Origin of the sequence: Paenibacillus oceani, assembly GCF_014705615.1 — a bacterium.
GTDB classification, from domain to species: domain Bacteria; phylum Bacillota; class Bacilli; order Paenibacillales; family NBRC-103111; genus Paenibacillus_AB; species Paenibacillus_AB oceani.
Window position 1 is genome coordinate 156,264 of the sequence record NZ_JACXJA010000005.1, and the last position, 16,087, is coordinate 172,350.

General features: G+C 56.3%; 8 protein-coding genes. 1 reads left to right on the forward strand and 7 read right to left on the reverse strand.

Annotation, left to right across the window (positions count from 1 at the left end):
• Window positions 1–114 precede the first annotated feature (114 nt).
• The 7 genes from IDH45_RS04265 to IDH45_RS04295 all read right to left on the reverse strand — a co-directional run bounded on the left by IDH45_RS04265 (window position 115) and on the right by IDH45_RS04295 (window position 12,719).
• Entirely contained in the window at window positions 115–2,877 is a 2,763-nt protein-coding gene (locus IDH45_RS04265; protein ID WP_190925009.1) for an S-layer homology domain-containing protein, read from the reverse strand.
• Window positions 2,878–2,929: 52 nt separating this feature from the next.
• The gene (locus IDH45_RS04270) at window positions 2,930–3,460 is read right to left on the reverse strand and encodes a GerMN domain-containing protein (RefSeq protein WP_190925011.1); all 531 of its coding nucleotides are present in this window, start codon (window positions 3,458–3,460) and stop codon (window positions 2,930–2,932) included.
• Between the two features lie 153 nt (window positions 3,461–3,613).
• Complete coding sequence (locus IDH45_RS04275) at window positions 3,614–5,473, reverse strand: N-acetylmuramoyl-L-alanine amidase family protein (protein ID WP_190925013.1); 1,860 nt, start codon at window positions 5,471–5,473, stop codon at window positions 3,614–3,616.
• A gap of 440 nt (window positions 5,474–5,913) precedes the next feature.
• A complete protein-coding gene (gene leuD / locus IDH45_RS04280) occupies window positions 5,914–6,507 on the reverse strand; it encodes a 3-isopropylmalate dehydratase small subunit (protein ID WP_190925014.1) in 594 nt (197 codons plus the stop codon).
• Between the two features lie 34 nt (window positions 6,508–6,541).
• A complete protein-coding gene (gene leuC / locus IDH45_RS04285; RefSeq protein WP_190925016.1) occupies window positions 6,542–7,963 on the reverse strand; it encodes a 3-isopropylmalate dehydratase large subunit in 1,422 nt (473 codons plus the stop codon).
• Window positions 7,964–8,149: 186 nt separating this feature from the next.
• A complete protein-coding gene (locus IDH45_RS34915) occupies window positions 8,150–11,347 on the reverse strand; it encodes a DUF4838 domain-containing protein (RefSeq protein ID WP_190925018.1) in 3,198 nt (1,065 codons plus the stop codon).
• Between the two features lie 25 nt (window positions 11,348–11,372).
• On the reverse strand, window positions 11,373–12,719 hold the full coding sequence (locus tag IDH45_RS04295) for an ABC transporter substrate-binding protein (RefSeq protein WP_190925020.1): 1,347 nt from the start codon (window positions 12,717–12,719) through the stop codon (window positions 11,373–11,375).
• 377 nt (window positions 12,720–13,096) lie between these two features.
• Between IDH45_RS04295 and IDH45_RS04300 the strand changes: the two genes are divergently transcribed.
• Entirely contained in the window at window positions 13,097–16,024 is a 2,928-nt protein-coding gene (locus IDH45_RS04300; RefSeq protein WP_190925022.1) for a TIM-barrel domain-containing protein, read from the forward strand.
• The last annotated feature ends 63 nt before the right edge of the window (window positions 16,025–16,087 follow it).

Consider the following 16,087-nt stretch of genomic DNA (forward strand, 5'->3'; position numbering starts at 1 on the left):
TGTCGCCACCTTGTCCGATAGTCGGTTTCGTTCATTTTACACGCAAAAACGCCGCCAGCGCAAGCTTTTGCCTGCTGCCGGCGACGCTAACCGTATCCAATCGTGAACGCTTCGTTACGGCTTTGCGATTTCTACAACTTTGTCGTTCACGAAATAAACCGTTACCCGGTCTCCCGGATTAAGCGCAGTCGGCTGAATGATCTGCGTTCCCTGGGAGATATAGGCTTTTTCGTGAAGCAAATATTTGACCTTGTCGTTCAAATTGCGGCGTTCGAACGTCATCTCGCGGGTCGAGGCGTCATAGGAATAAATGCCTCTCTGCTCGCCGGTAATGATCCGGATCGTCGTGGCGCCTGCCGTATCCTTCACAATCTCTACCCGGTCATCCGCTTTGAGAGCGGCCAGCGTGTACGTATTGGCGCCGTTTTTGACGACAGCGCTCGTACCCGCCTCTACAACGCGGGAGATGCCCGTGTAATCCGTGACGGTGACTTTACCGGAAGCGGCGTCGACGGCCGTTACTTTACCGCGGACCGTATCGAGAACTTGAACGTTCTCCAGCGTCCTGCCGATAAACGTAACCTGCAGCGGCTCGTCCACCGCGATACCGGCCACGCCTACCGCCAGCCCGTTCCGATGGACCGGAATACCGAACATCGAATACGAGGAAGTGTTGCCCGCGCTGTCCCGGATCGTAATCCGCGAGCCGTCGGCTTCCTTCGAGACCGTATGGACGATAAGGCTTTCCCGTACGGATAAACCTACTACGGTTTCCTGAGTCGCATCGAAAAACCCGCGGACAAAGTCGCCTTGTCTGAGATCCGACAGCTTCGCGTTCGGCAAGCTGTATTTATCCACTCCGGCATAACTCATCGTTTTGTACGTTTGGATGGCTCCGCTGGCCGTCTTGACCGTAATATCCCCGCTAGTAGAGCTTACAGAGGTGATGGTGCCTTCCATTCTTGTTGCGACTTGAACGGACAAGAGCGTACCTTCGGAAGCGACGATATTGACTCGTTTGCCCTTGACGAAGTTTGACTGGAAGCTGGCGAGCGGAATCTCGTTATTATCGAACAAAAGTCGGGTTTTGTCCGTCAGTTTGTAGATCATCGGTTTGCCGAGCTCGTCGATTACGGTCAAAAACTTCGTGTCGGCATCATAGCCGTGTACGGTTGCCAGCGTAAAGTTTTGAATGCTACGGCTTTGCACTGCAATTTTGTCGATTTTGTTTTGATTGATTTCCAGCTTCAGATCGTCGCCGGGCATCAGGTCGCGGACGGAACCGAACTGACTGCCTTCCATCAGTACGATGACGCGGTCGGATACTTTGTAGGAAGCGAGTTCGTCACCCGTCTTTTGGATCGTCACAATCGTCTTGTCGTCGCTTACTGTGACGAGTCTGCCCTGATCGCGCTTTTCCACGAGCTGCTGAACGACCTCTACGGAAATGACCACACTGTTCTTGATCTGAACGCGTACGATGTCGCCCTCGAACAAATTCGCCGGATCGAAATATTTGTCCCCTTGAACAAATGCCGAGCGGTCGGAAATTTCGTAAGTCTCGATTAAACCCGTATCCTTGTCGGTAACCGTTACGGTCAGTGCAGCCGGATCGAAGGATTGGAACGAGCCGTTAAACGTTTTGTTGAGCGGAACCTGCTTCACGATAATTTGCGATATTTTGGCGTCCTCGATCAATGCGTGCTTTTTCAGCTCAAGGACGGAGTTATCCAAAAGCGAGCCAAGGCTGATTCCGGCCCCGTTCAGATCGCGGATCGTCACATTGGAAGCGAGGTCGTATGTATAATATTTACCGTCGACTTCAAGCGAAGCGGTCAAATCGTTAATATTCACGCTGACCAGCTTGCCGGTAATGCTGGACATCGGGATCTCGTCGTTCGTCACTTCGATGAAATAGGCGGTACCCTGATTTTGCAAAATGTACACTTCGTTGTACAGCTTCACATCAGAGGAGGTAAGCTTGGCCGTATCATCCTTGAACGTATAAAACGATGCGTTCGAATGAAGCTGAACGTCTCTTTTTTGCCCGTTTTTCTCCAGAATCGTCAACCGGTTGCCGGAGATGGACGTAATCGTGCCGACCATCACTTTATCGGACGGATTCACCAAATATTTCTCGGCTCTGCTCAGGAAGGTCGCCATCTGCGCCCTCGTTACGCTGCCTTCGGGACGGAATGTATTGTCTTCGAACCCGTTGACGATGCCGAGTGAGATCGCTTCGTTTATGTAGCCGAGCGTCGACGAGGAGATGCTGGTATTGTCCGCGAATCCGGTAGGCAGGTTCGATTTGTTGAGCGCTTCCTGCTTTTTGCCGACAGCGCGGATAACAATTTTGGCTACCCATTCGCGGGAAGCGTCCTGATTGCCCCACTTCATCCCCCCGGCCACTTCTTCCTGAAGATCGATCAGCCCTTTATTGATCGCGTATGCGACATAGGGGCGCGCATCGGTACGGACGTCCTCGAACGGCAGCGCGATCGTCGTTTTGTTGTCGAGAGCTTCCTTCTCGAAGCCCATCATCCGGATCGCCATAATGATCGCGTCCTGCTGATTGACCGAATTTTCCGGATTGAACTTGCCCTGATCGTCCCCCTGAACGATGCCGATCAAGGCCAGCTTGGATACGTGCTTGATCGCCCAATGGCTGGAGGGCACGTCCGGGAAGCCCAATCGTATATTCGAGTTGCTATTCGAATTCGTATTGGAGTTGGTATTCGAATTGCTGCTTGACTGCGATGTGCCGGTATTCGTCTTATTGTCGTTAATCTCCGCATAAGCGGGGGCAGCCAGCACCATCGTAGATACGATGGAGTATACGACCGCCTGCTTCAAAGTTTTCTTCATCTTGCGCTTCATACCGCTTCTCCCTCCGCTAATTCCGATGCTTGTCCCGTGCGTTCCCTATGCGTTAGTTCCGTTTAATCGGATGCGGGAGGCTGACGTGACCCATCATACTTTCCGTCTTTTTCCCGTCCACCAATATTTCGATCGTTTTGACTTCCGTAAATTGAAACATGGAATTCCGGATCGATTCGACCAGCAAATCTTCCCCCGGAGCGCCGAGCCTTCCGTCGCTTGCGATGGACAGATCGATCGTCAGATTTCCGCTGTCCAGCTTGGCCGAACGGTAAGTAATTCCTTTGCTCAGCGGGAACAGCTTCGCATCCGGCGACGTCTTCAGCGCATCCAGAGCCGCCTTGTACTTATCGGAGTCAGCCGTATACGTGATGTTCACTTCCCGTTCGAACAGCTTGTCGAGATTGTCGTCCGTGTAAAACGTTTTGACTTTTAATTGCTTGGCAGCCGGAGTCTCGACTGGGGTTCCGCCGCCCTGGGTTTCGTTTGTCGGATTGTTTGGCTTCGTGTTGGCGCAGCCGGTCACGGCAATCGATAGGGTTAAACCGAGAAGTATGTGCTTGTAACCGAATCTTCGCTTCATCGAATCACTCCTAAGAACTTTGCCGAAGGCAAAGTTTTCTTCGTAAGCATTACCGAACTTTGCCGAAGGCAAAGTTTTCTTCGTAAGCATTACCGAACTTTGCCGGGGGCAAAGTTTTCTTCGTACGTATTACCAGCACTTCGCCGTGTCCGATTATTTGACGGATTGGGCCGTCTTCGAATCGGATTGGGCGGATTTGTCAGCTGTCTGCGTTTGCGCTTTGGACGTATCGGATTTGGTGTAATCGGACTTGGACGCATCAGACTTGGAAGTATCCGATGTCGTTGTACCCGGCTTAGACGTACCCGCCTTCGCTCCGTCCGATTTGGCAGTATCCGCCTTGTCCGTACCCGGCGCCGCCGCCTTAACCGGATTCGACTTGTCCGTCTCGCCGGTCCCTGACGGCTTATTCGCGCTATTGGACTCGACTGCCTTCTTGGCACCCGCTTCGCTGCCGATCTGGAGCTGCTCCTTGATTCCGGCCACAATCGCTTCGGCCACTTTATCTTGAAACTGCTGACTGTACATTTGGGCTTCGTCACTATCATTGGATAAATACCCGATCTCCAGCAATACAGCCGGCATCGTCGTCTCGCGGATTACTTTAAAATCCGATTTGCGGACGCTGCGATCGGGAAGTCCTGCCGCTGCGATCACGTGACGGTGCATAATATTGGCAAACGCCAGGCTGTCCGGACGGGAATAATACGTCTCCGTTCCGCTGATCGAAGGCTTGAAGGAATTGCCGTGAATCGAGACGAACAGATCGACTTTTTTGCCATTGGCCAAATCGACGCGCTCCTGAAGTGTCGGGTATGTATCGTCCTTACGCGTCATAATCGTCTTGATGGACGGCACTTTTTGCAGCAGCTTGTACACTTTATTCGCTACCGCTAGTGTAAAATCCTTTTCGCTTCGCGAATTTATCGAGCCGGCGCCCGGGTCTGACCCACCGTGACCGGCGTCAATTACGACGCTGAACTGCTTGTCCGTAAAGGAAATAGACCATTGCTTGGTCGTTTTATTTTCCGTTAAATGGTAATCGGAATTTTGCTTCATATCGAATACGATACGTACCGTTGACGGATTGTCGGAAAATTGGGCATAGCGAACTTTGTCAATTTTCGGATGCTGAATCGGCACTTCCACCACTTGACCCGGGCCGGCCGGCTTCACAAATGAACCGAGTCCCGTATTCGGCAAATCGATCACGATCCGGAACGGATCTCTCAGTGTAAACGATGCCGGCTTCACGGCCGCGCTCGTTTGAATAACGATCTCGTCCTTTACCGCTTCCAGCTTCGTCAGAACGGCAAGGACGCTCTCTTCGGCAGAGCTGCCGCCTTCCGGCTTTTTGGTATCCGTAGGCTTTTCTGAGCCCCCGCTTCCTGACGTACCAGTCGACGGTTTACCGTCTCCGGAGCTTCCGGACGTACCGTTACCGTTGCCATTCCCGTTGCCAGACGGCTCCTGCGGCTTGCCGCCTTCTCCGGGTTTGCCGGACGTATCTCCGCCGCTATTCGGATCGTTGGAACCTTCGGGGGCTTGTCCGTCCTTACCGGTCTCGGTCGACTCCTGCGCCAGCTTAAACAACATAACCGACTGGGTCACCTGATCCCAGCCGACCATTAGGCCTAGCTGTTCGGCAATAAACCGGATCGGTACCAGCGTATTCCCATCTACGATCATCGGGGCTTCTTCAAGCTCTTCGCTCTTCCCGTTCACCTTGACGACCTTGTCGTCAATTTTCATTTCGATCACTTTCTCGCCTTGCTCTACCTTTACCTTGCGTTCCTGATCGTTCCAATCGACCTTGGCCCCAAGCTCCTGCGAGACGATTCTGACGGGAACCACCGTAACTCCGGCGCCAATGATCTTGGGCGGCACCTCCGGTTCCAGCTTCTTCGAGTTCAGGTACAATTGGATCGGGTTGTCCGCGGCGTTAGCCTGGACGGGAATCATAAACAATAGGGCGACCAACAAAACCGGCAGCAACACTTTTACGTACTTCATCGTTCACCTCTGCGTTCATTCGGTATCGTAGCCGTTCCGGCCCATCCGCGTCAGATCGCGCCCCTCCTCTACCAAACGGGAAATTCGGACAGCAATCTGCATAGATTTGCCATGTTAGACATACGTATAGACGCCGCAAAACTAGCAAAAGTTGCGATAAAAATACAAAAAAGATGATTCAGCAGACAAAAAAGTTGCGAAACAGCCAAAAAGAGAGGCAACGCTCCGGTTTTTGCCGATCTTCGCCGAATTTCGCTTTCATTTCCAGCTGTGGAGGCTGTCTATTACACTTCGGTCATAAGTTGGAAGATTCGCCAGTTTCATAGAAACCGTCTACCAAAAACAAAAAGCCCGCCGGTTCCTGGTAAGGTCCGTACGGGCAGGCTGAATGCCGGATTCAGTTAGCTAGACTAGAAATTTGCTTGAAGCATAGCGGCTGATTAGTTCGCGGCGCGCTTCGCCTCGTAAGCGGAGATCAGGTCTTCATGCTGCAAAGTCAGGCCGATATCGTCCAGACCGAGCAGAAGGAATTGACGACGGTGTTCGTCCAGATCGAACGCGATGCTGAGACCTTGTCCGTCCGTAATCGTCTTGTTCTCCAGATCGACGGTCAGCTTGTAGCCGACGTTGGCAGCCGTACGCTGGAACAGATCTTCCACCTGCTCTTCGCTCAGCTTGATCGGCAGAATGCCGTTTTTGAAACAGTTGTTATAGAAAATATCGGCAAACGACGGAGCGATTACGACTTTGAAGCCGTAGTCCATGATCGCCCATGGAGCATGCTCCCGGGACGATCCGCAGCCGAAGTTCGCGCGGGAGATCAATACCGACGAACCGGCATAGCGCTCTTTGTTCAGATCGAAGTTCGGATTCACATTGCCTTGCTCGTCGAAGCGCCATTCGAAGAACAGAAACTGGCCGAAGCCGGTCCGCTCGATCCGCTTCAAAAATTGTTTAGGAATAATTGCGTCCGTATCGACATTAACCCGGTCCACAGGACCTACGAGACCGGTATGCTGTTTAAATGCTTCCATCGGTTACCCTCTCCTTATCGGTTGTCGCCTTGGATCAAACGCCCGCTTCGACTTTGAATTTCCAGTCGCGGACGTCGACGAAACGTCCTTCGATCGCTGCTGCCGCGGCCATGGCCGGCGACACCAGATGCGTACGTCCGCCGCGGCCTTGACGGCCTTCGAAGTTCCGGTTGGACGTCGACGCGCAGCGCTCGCCCGGGCTCAGGACGTCCGGATTCATCGCCAGACACATGCTGCAGCCCGCATCGCGCCATTCGAAGCCTGCATCGGAGAAAATTTTGTCCAGACCTTCCTTCTCCGCTTGCAGCTTCACGCGTCCGGAACCCGGTACGACAATCGCATTAACGTGCGAAGCAACCTTGTAGCCTTTGGCAACTTCGGCAGCCGCGCGCAAATCCTCGATCCGGCCGTTCGTGCAGGAACCGATAAAGACGCGGTCCACCTTCAGCTCGGTCATCGGAGTACCCGGAGTAAGCCCCATATATTCGATCGCTTTTTCAGCGGCTTTGCGATCATTTTCAGTCGTCATGTCTTTCGGGTCCGGCACAAGCGCCGTAACGTCCGTGCCCATCCCCGGGCTCGTTCCCCAAGTAACTTGCGGGATCAGCGACTCGGCGTCGAACTCGACAACCGTATCGAACTCAGCGCCTTCATCCGTTACGAGCTTCTTCCACTCTTCCACGGCTGCATCGTACGCTTCGCCTTGCGGCACATAGTCGCGGCCGCGCAAGTAGTCGAACGTCGTCTGGTCCGGAGCGATCATCCCTGCTCTCGCACCCGCCTCGATGGACATGTTGCAGACGGTCATCCGCTCTTCCATCGTCAAACTGCGGATCGACTCGCCCGTATACTCGATAACGTATCCCGTAGCGAAATCGGTGCCGTATTTGGCGATGATGCCGAGAATCAGGTCTTTCGCGGTAATGCCCGGCTTCAGCTTGCCGAGAACGCGAACTTCCATCGTCTTAGGCTTCGACTGCTGCAAGCATTGGGTAGCGAGCACGTGCTCGACTTCGCTCGTTCCGATCCCGAACGCAAGCGCGCCGAAAGCGCCGTGCGTCGAAGTATGGCTGTCGCCGCAAACGATCGTTTTGCCCGGATGAGTCAGACCGACTTCAGGACCCATGACGTGGACGACGCCTTGGTCGACGTGATTCAGGTCGAACAGCATAACGTCGAAATCCGCGCAGTTTTTGGACAGCGTGTCGATCTGCTGCTTGGAGATCGGATCTTTAATATTGAACCGGTCTTTTGTAGGTACGTTATGGTCCATCGTGGCGAATGTCAGGTCCGGACGGCGTACTTTGCGGTTCCCCAGGCGAAGCCCTTCAAACGCTTGAGGCGACGTAACTTCGTGCACCAGGTGAAGGTCGATGTAGATGATACTCGGTTTTCCTTGCTCCTGATAAATAACGTGATTGTCCCAAATTTTCTCGAACAACGTTCTCTTTGCCATAAGATTCACCTCTCCGATCTTTGTTACGATCATACCACGTCGTCCTTCATTGCTCCAAGATATAATTTCTATAGACCCGATAGGCGAAGACTATAACCGTATGAGCGGCTTGCGCCGGAAAGTACAAAAAAACCGCCCGCAGTTCCACATGAGGAACCGCGGGCAGGCACTCTTACCTGGGGTGAGTTATGATTTGGCCACGCTGTAAAATTTGACGTCGTCGATGTACACTTCGACAGGCTCGATACTGGATACAAGGACGATCAATCGTGCTTGCCTGACCTGCTTACCGCTGAGGATCTGCGGAATTTCTCCGTCCAGACGCGCCTCCAGCCATTGAGATTCCGCATCCGCAATAGAAGTGACCGGGGAGCGCACCGTGCTGAAGTTGATCCATTCTCCCTGGTCGTCAAGCAGATCGAAGCCCCATTGGATGCTGCCGGCCGTGTTCCCGCCCTGCGGAATATGGTAACGGAAGCTCATGCTTGCCAGCCCTGGCTCTACGGCGATTACCTGGCTGGGGCCGCCCCATCCTTTCCCGTACACCTCCATGCTGACTGTACCGGCAAAGGCCGTCCCTTCCGCCCGCCGAACGGAACGGGTCGATGTGGAACGCGACAGCAGCTCCCATGGCGGAGCCGACTCGTCGCCGTCCTCGAAGGATGGATTCTGCACCGCCGACTGGAGGGACAATGCCTGCAGCATCAGCGCGGCGTACTGTCTGCCCTCGGGCGAAGGATGCGTCGAGGCCAGCTCTGACGCCCGAAGCCGCACCGGCCCGCCGGTATTCTCCTGCTCCCTCATGTAATCGACCAGTGTCCAAAACTCCGGCGCATTCCAACCGGACCAGATGAGCTGATTGAACTTTCTCGCATCCATCTGCTGCAGAAGGGCCGGATTCGACTTGAAATCGTCCAGGAGCGCGAACCGCTTCCCGGCCATCTCGATCCGCTCCCCGAACAGCTCGACCGAATGCTCCAGGAGGGCAAGCGCCGAAGACGTTTCTGCCGGCCGCTCGCCGATCCGCGGATAGCTCAGAGCGGACGCTTCATAATACTCGAAGGCACGCAGGAGCAGATGGGCCCTTGCCTTCTGCGGAGCCGTTTCCGCAGAGGCGACAACGGCTTCCAGCCATTCGCGGCTAAGCGATAGGTCTTCCTCCGTGACCGCATTCAAATAACTAGGGTCGGCAAAGTTTTGATAAATGGTGCCGGGCAAAAACCACGGCTCGAGGATGGCGCGCTGCGTCCAAAAGTTTTCCCAATACTCGTAATATACCTTCAGATACGTCGCCGCCGTCACGCCGACCGCGCGCGAATACCATTCCTGCTGCAGCGCCTCGACGTCTTGTTCGGGATTCCAGAGCAGCTTGGACGCCACCCATGCCTTCGGCCCCTCGCCCCAATTCGGATACAGCTCGGCGTAATACGAGCCGATTCCTTGCTCGTGCGCATGCAGGAGCGTTTCCGCCATTTGGTGTGGGTACACGCGGGGAACGAGATACGGGCTGCCGTAAATGTAATCGTAGTAGCCGATCTGGCCAGCCGCCTGCAGCCAGCTTTCCTCTTCCGCGTAGCCGAGAGTTTTGGCGTCCGGATCGACCCAAGCCATCCGGTCCTTGGTTAGAAAAGGAATGACACGCGGGTTCAGCGGAAACGACGGTGGACGGATGACCGACTGATAGGCGAGAAGACCGAACCATTTGTCGGGGTAAACGGCCAACACTCGCTCCACGACCTGATTGACCCAATTGTAGTAGACCGGAATCGGATCGCTTTCACAGTAACCGTTCCCGTCGTTGATCCCGAGCGAGTACGACTGCGCATCCAGGTTGTTCTGAAAATAAGCCAAAATTTCCACGACGGCCGCGTCCACCGTATCGGGATTCGAGAAGCACGGCTGCCATCCGGAGATCGAATTCGCCGCAGGCGGCTGCCCGTTCGGATAAAACTCCGGATGCGTCGCCCCGAATTTGGACACCGCAAACAGGTTGTACATATTGTGATGGAAGCTGACGGGAGCGTTATAAAACCCTTGCAGCTTGTTTTGCTGCGCCCATAGGTGCAACTGCTGGTACACATCCGCACCGTTGTCCGGCTTCCCGTGCAGCGGACTAAACACCCGGAATCCGAAGGCCGGTTGTTCCCGGACGATGGTCCGACCCGCCGACAAGTCGCTTATTTTCGGCACATCCTCGCCGTTTGGTCCCGGCATCAGCCAACGAATATTGGCATATCGTTCCAGAAAACTATATACGCCGTTCACCGTCCCCCAGACGGTGGTACCGGCGATCGTAACTGTTTGGCCTTGCGGGTAGATAACGAACCCGTCGCCGTCCAAGTCGGCGAGCAGTGCATCAAGCGCGGGCGCGTTTCCGTAGACGCTATCCGTCGTGCCGATACGAATGACGACTTGGTCCGGCCCGCCGCCCCCGCCAGCCCCGGCACTGTATTCAGGCTCGGTCATGATCGGCAGAAGCGCGCCCGTCGATTTCCGCACGTAGTCGACCAGCGTTTCGGCCGGCCCTCTCCTGACCGGAGTTAGCGGTTCGAAGCCCGGATTGGCCAGCGGCACCTCGTTCCCGGTGACCGACCTCAACCGGATATCGTCAAAATAAACGGTTGCCTGCGGGATGCCGGTATAAAGTCCCGCAGCGGCATAAGCGGCCTGTGCGGGCGCTGTCCCCGTTACGGACGCCTCGGTCCAGAAGGCGCCGGTTCCGGTTACCCGGAGCCAGGGCTGGCTGCCGATACGCGCCTTGTTCTGGTCGTAATACCGGATAAAGATTTGCGGATCGTCGCCTGATTCGCGATACACCATCGCAGAGACGGTGTAGGTTTCGCCTCCGCTGATCTCGACGAGATCGCTTAACACCCCGTAGGCGGAGCCGTCGTCATCGTTGAAGTGCAGGCTGTAATTGCCCGTATGGCTGACGGCATCGGTCACGGCAATGTTGCCGGTCCCGTACGCCTGCGTCCACCCGCGAATACCGTTCGGTACCGGTCCGGGGGCCGTCTCGTCCGGATAAACCGTATCGTCGACGACCACGACCGCATTCGCCTGTCCGTCTAACACGATGTCCAGCGAGGATGCTCCTTGGTTCTCCGGGGGGGAGACTGCGGCTATCCGGTCAAGCGCCGGGGGATGCGGCTCTGCGCCGCCGCCATTCGTCCTCTGTTGCTCCCCCAAATTCAAAGTCGTTCCGTCCCGATTCATTCTCACGTCCCCTTCTGCAGCGAAGGCGGACTCGCCTTCCGCCTGGCGGCCGCTTCCGTAAACCATACCGTTTGCCGGGAAACCGCCGATCGGCAGGCCCGCGGCCAATATTGCCAAAATGAGAAGCTTTGCCCACATGCGCCGGGCATTCCGGTTGCCAACATTCACATGGCCTCCCCCTCTACTGTACGGGTTATTGGTTTTTCAGCTCCGCGATTTTTTTGTCCGCCCGCTCCTCGGCTTCCCGGAGCGCCGTATTCGTATCTTTCCGGCCGCCGACGACTTCGTTGAACGCTTGGATCAGCTCAGCCCTTGCCGCAATGTAGTACTTGTCCTTCACATTCATTTCGCCGTAGTTGGGCGGAACGAGCGCCTTGGCGTTCTTTCCTTTCAGCTCCGGAATGCCGCTGCCGAGCAAATCCATATAATCGGCCTTTTGCAGCGGCGGCGTAAATCCGTTTTTCACCTGATCCCGCTGGATGTCGTCTGAGAGAAGCTGGGTGACCGCCGCAAACGCTTCTTCCCGGTGCTTGCTGCCGTTTGCGATCAAATAATAGCGCGTGCTGGGCTGCGGTCCTTCCTTCGGCGCGTTTTTGAAGGCGGGAAACGGCGAGATCTCCCAGTTCAGATCCCATTTCTCGCTGGCCGCGCGGACGCCGGCATCGTTGATGCCGAGCAAGATCGCCGCCCGCTTTTCCTTCAGGAATAAATCTCTCGACTTGCTCAGGCTCGTCAGCAAGGCGGGGTCCGGAATATCCGGAAGCATGGTGAAAAGTGGCACGGTCCGGTCGAACTTTCGTTTCCAATACTCGCTGTTCAACGTGGCCTTCAAGTTTTTCGCATCCACATATTGGGGCGCACGCTCGTTCATATCGAGCAGTGCGATAATATCTGCGGCGAAGCCGTAATATTGCATGCCGCCGTCGGACCGGGTAAGCTTTTTCGACGTTTCCAATATGTCTTCCCACGTCATCTTGTCGTTCAAATAAGGTACGCCGAACTTGTCGAACAAGTCCTTGTTGTAATACAGCGTATACGAGCTCACTCGGCCGGGAAGTCCGAGCACCTTGCCGCCGGCCAACTGTTTCATCATATCGATCGTAACCGGGATGAACCGGCTCAGATTGTAGTTGTGCTTCTTAATCAGATCGGAAATATCCGAATCGAGACCCACGTCGATGACTTGCTGCAGGTCGGGAGACGAAATAATAATATCGATCGGCGTTTTTGCCGCGACGATATCCCGCAGAGTGGTCCCCGTCCCCGGCAGCATATAGTTGAACTTGAAATTCGGATACTTCTTCTGAATGTACTGCCCTTCCGAGCTCATAAATCCTTCGTAATTGCCGCCAAGCAGCGAATATACGGTCAACTCTACCTCTTTGTTCGGATCGACCGCCTCCGCCGTTTTTCCGGTTTCGCCGGGCAGAACCGGCTCCCCGGCTGTTCCCCCGCCGCCTCCTTCTTTGCCGCAAGCGGCCAATAGCAACAATGCCGACATCGCCGCCGCGCCAAGCCACCTTTTATTCGTTCCGCTCATCTTCGACATGCCCCTCTCAACTGCTTATTTGCGGAGCAGGTAGCTCGCAAAGAAATGACAACGCTTTCGCCTGCCCACAGCTTTGATTATAGCGGTCCGCATTTTTCTCCAACAAGAAATCCTCATGACTTCATATCGGATTTTCGTTACTTATGGACGCAGCGTCTTCCCGATCTGCCGAATCGTCCATTAAAGGACATCAAAATACCGTCTCGCACCAAAGGTCATGAAAATACCGTCCAAGGTCATGAAGTTCATAGGGTCCGCTCCAGTATGCGGCTGCAATTCCTGGAGGTCTAATACATGTGTTAAAATATAGAAAACTTTGGGCTGGATAGCTTCCGTTTTCTTCCGGCGCATCATGAGGAGGCGTTTCTGTGAGCAGCACCCGCGCGGCTGTAGTCGTACAAACCCCGAACGGATTACACGTGTGCATCGAACCGATAGCGCCGCATACGTTTCATGTCCGGTTGAATCGGACAGGCCGTTTCGAGGAACCCGCTCCGCTGGCCCGTCTCGGAGTTGTCGCCCCTTCCCCTTTGCCGGTATGCTGGGAAACGAAAACGCGAGGCGAAGAAATGGACGTGAGCACGGACTCCGCCTCTATCCGGCTAGACCGCCATTCCGGACAACTGTCGCTGTACGGCGAAGCCGGAACGCTGCTCACCCGGCAAAACCGCCCGCCTCGCGTGGGCTGCGGGACACTGTCCGGTCCCGGCGGCGCTGCTGCCGGAACGTCCGAAGACGGCTTCGAGACGCAGTTTGCGCTCGCTGCAGAAGAACGCATATACGGGTTGGGCGACCAGCACGATACGCCTCTAATGAAACGGGGCTGTAAAATTTCAATATGCTTTCACGTCGGCAAAGAGGTACACGCCCCGGTCCCGCTACTCCTGTCGAGCGAAGGGTGGGGGCTGCTGATGGATACGGACCGCCGGCACGAGTTCGACGTCGGCAGTTCCTCGCCGGATGTTGTGCGGATACGCGGAAGGCGCGGGGAGCTGGCGTTTTACTTGTTCGCAAGCGACGGGCTTGCCGGATTGCTGCAGAAATACTCGGAGCTGACCGGCCCCGCGGCGCTGCTCCCCGTCTGGGCTTACGGGCTTGCTTACAACTGCAACCAGCAGACGACGGCCCGCGATATGCTTGAGGATGCGCTGAAATTCCGGCGGGAGGGCATTCCGTGCGATATGATCGGCCTCGAGCCGACCTGGATGGACCGGCCGTTCGATTACGACGCGCCCGTCGATTGGCACCCGGACCGTTTCTACAATCCGCAGTGGCTGCCGCAAGGCGCTCACACGTTCATGGGCGCTTTGCACACGGCCGGATTCAAGCTGACCCTCGGCCTATATTTGCAGGATAACGGCGAAGCGGGGCAGCAACGCAATTTGCCCGAGGATTGGTACAATTATTTGAAGCCGTTCGTCGCACAAGGCGTGCTGGGCTTCAACCTGTGCACCAAAATCCCGGTCCGGGAGATGGCGAACGTTCCTGTTGCCGCGGACGACAGTGCTCTCGACACGGAAAACTTGCCGCATTCGACCTTGGTCGGCCGCTCGATCCGGGAAGGCTTCGCCACTCAGACCGGACAGCGGCCGATGATCTATACTCCTGTCGGGTATACCGGCATTCAGAAATATGCCGCCGTCTGGTCGGGCGGGAGGACGCGCGCCCACTTGTCCGTGCTCGGGCTCGGACTCTCCGGCATCCCGCACATGGCCGTCGATATGGAGCTGCACACCGCCGCGGGCATCCACTTCGGGTTTTTCCAGCCTTGGTCGAAGGTGAACAGCTGGGCGTATTGGCGGCACCCTCTTCTGCTCGACCCGGAACTGCTGCGGCTGTTCAAGACGTACGCCAAGCTCCGCTACCGGCTGCTGCCGTACATTTATTCCGCGGCCCACGTCGCTTCACGCACCGGACTGCCGATCGCCAGGGCGATGCCGCTCGTCTTCCCCGACGATCCGCACGCCGTCACACAGCAAAACCAATACATGTTCGGGGATGCCTTCCTGGTCGCGGTATTTACCGACCGGGTATACTTGCCAGCCGGGGAATGGCATGACTATTGGACCGGGGAAAAGTTCGCCGGCCCTGCCGATATCCCGTACCACCTTCCCAAGCAGGCCGGCGGCCCGCTCTTCGTCCGCGCCGGCGCGATCGTGCCGATGTGGCCGGATACGGAGTACGCAGGACAGCGGCCGCCCGACCGGCTGGAGCTGCACCTGTACCCGGGCGGCGACGGTGAATGTACGCTGTATGAGGACGACGGGAGGACGTACGGCTACTTGCACGGGGAAATGGCAGAGACGAGCATTGTCTGCCGGGACGACGGGCGCGTCTTCAGCGCCGAGATCGGGCTTCGCATAGGCCGCTACCCCGATATGCCCGAGAGGCGGGCGTGGGACGTCGTCCTTCATACGCTTGACAAGCCTTCGGCCGTCAAGGTGGACGGCCAGTCATGGCGCGAGACGAACGGCTCTCACAAGGAACCGCCCCCGGCTTCCTGGTCGTACTACAGAAAAACCGGCACGCTTCGGCTGCTCGTCCCCGATGCCGCCGAAAGGCAGGCCTCGCTCCGGCTCGAATTCGTCCGCTCCGACGGCCGCGAAGTTCAGCGGATGTCCGGAAGACGGCAGCGCTCGTTGCCCTGCCCGAGCAGCGACCGGCGAACGGCGGGCGAACTGGAGAAAGATATCGAGGTCGGGCTAGCGACGGAGAGTACGGTCAAGGCGTTGTCCACGCTCGAACGCTGGTGGGCCGTGCGGATGGCCGAATCGGACTCGGTTGAAGACGTGCGCGAGCATTGGCTGGCTATGAACGGCCTGTTCGTCAGGACGGCCGAGCGGAAAGGACGGACGCTTCACGAGATCGCCGGAGGCGACCCTCTGCTCCGTACCCGGCTTCAGCCGCCCGATAACGCGGAGGATGCTTACAGCTCGCTCGCCTTTATCGCGGCGCGCCTCATCGAATACGGCAAGCGCCGCGGCGATCCACACGGCATCGTCCGTCAGGCGACTGACATCATCATGAGCGAGATCGACCAAGAGCTGTCGCTGCAAGCGGTCGCCGACCGGCTCCATCTCAGCTCCTCCTACTTAAGCCGCAAGTTCAAGCATGTTATCGGCCTCGCCTTCTCCGATTATGTGCTCGAAAAAAAGATGGAGCTCGCCAAGGAGCTTCTGCTGGCCGGCTCGACCGTCGCCGCCAGCGCGGAGCAGACCGGCTTCAAGGACACCAGCTACTTCATCCGCGTCTTTCGTAAATATTGGGGCGTCACTCCGGGGGAAATGAGGTCGTGAGACAAACAAGCCGCCGGCTATAACCGGCGGCTTCCTGCTTTTTTACCAGTGGCTTGCTGCGGA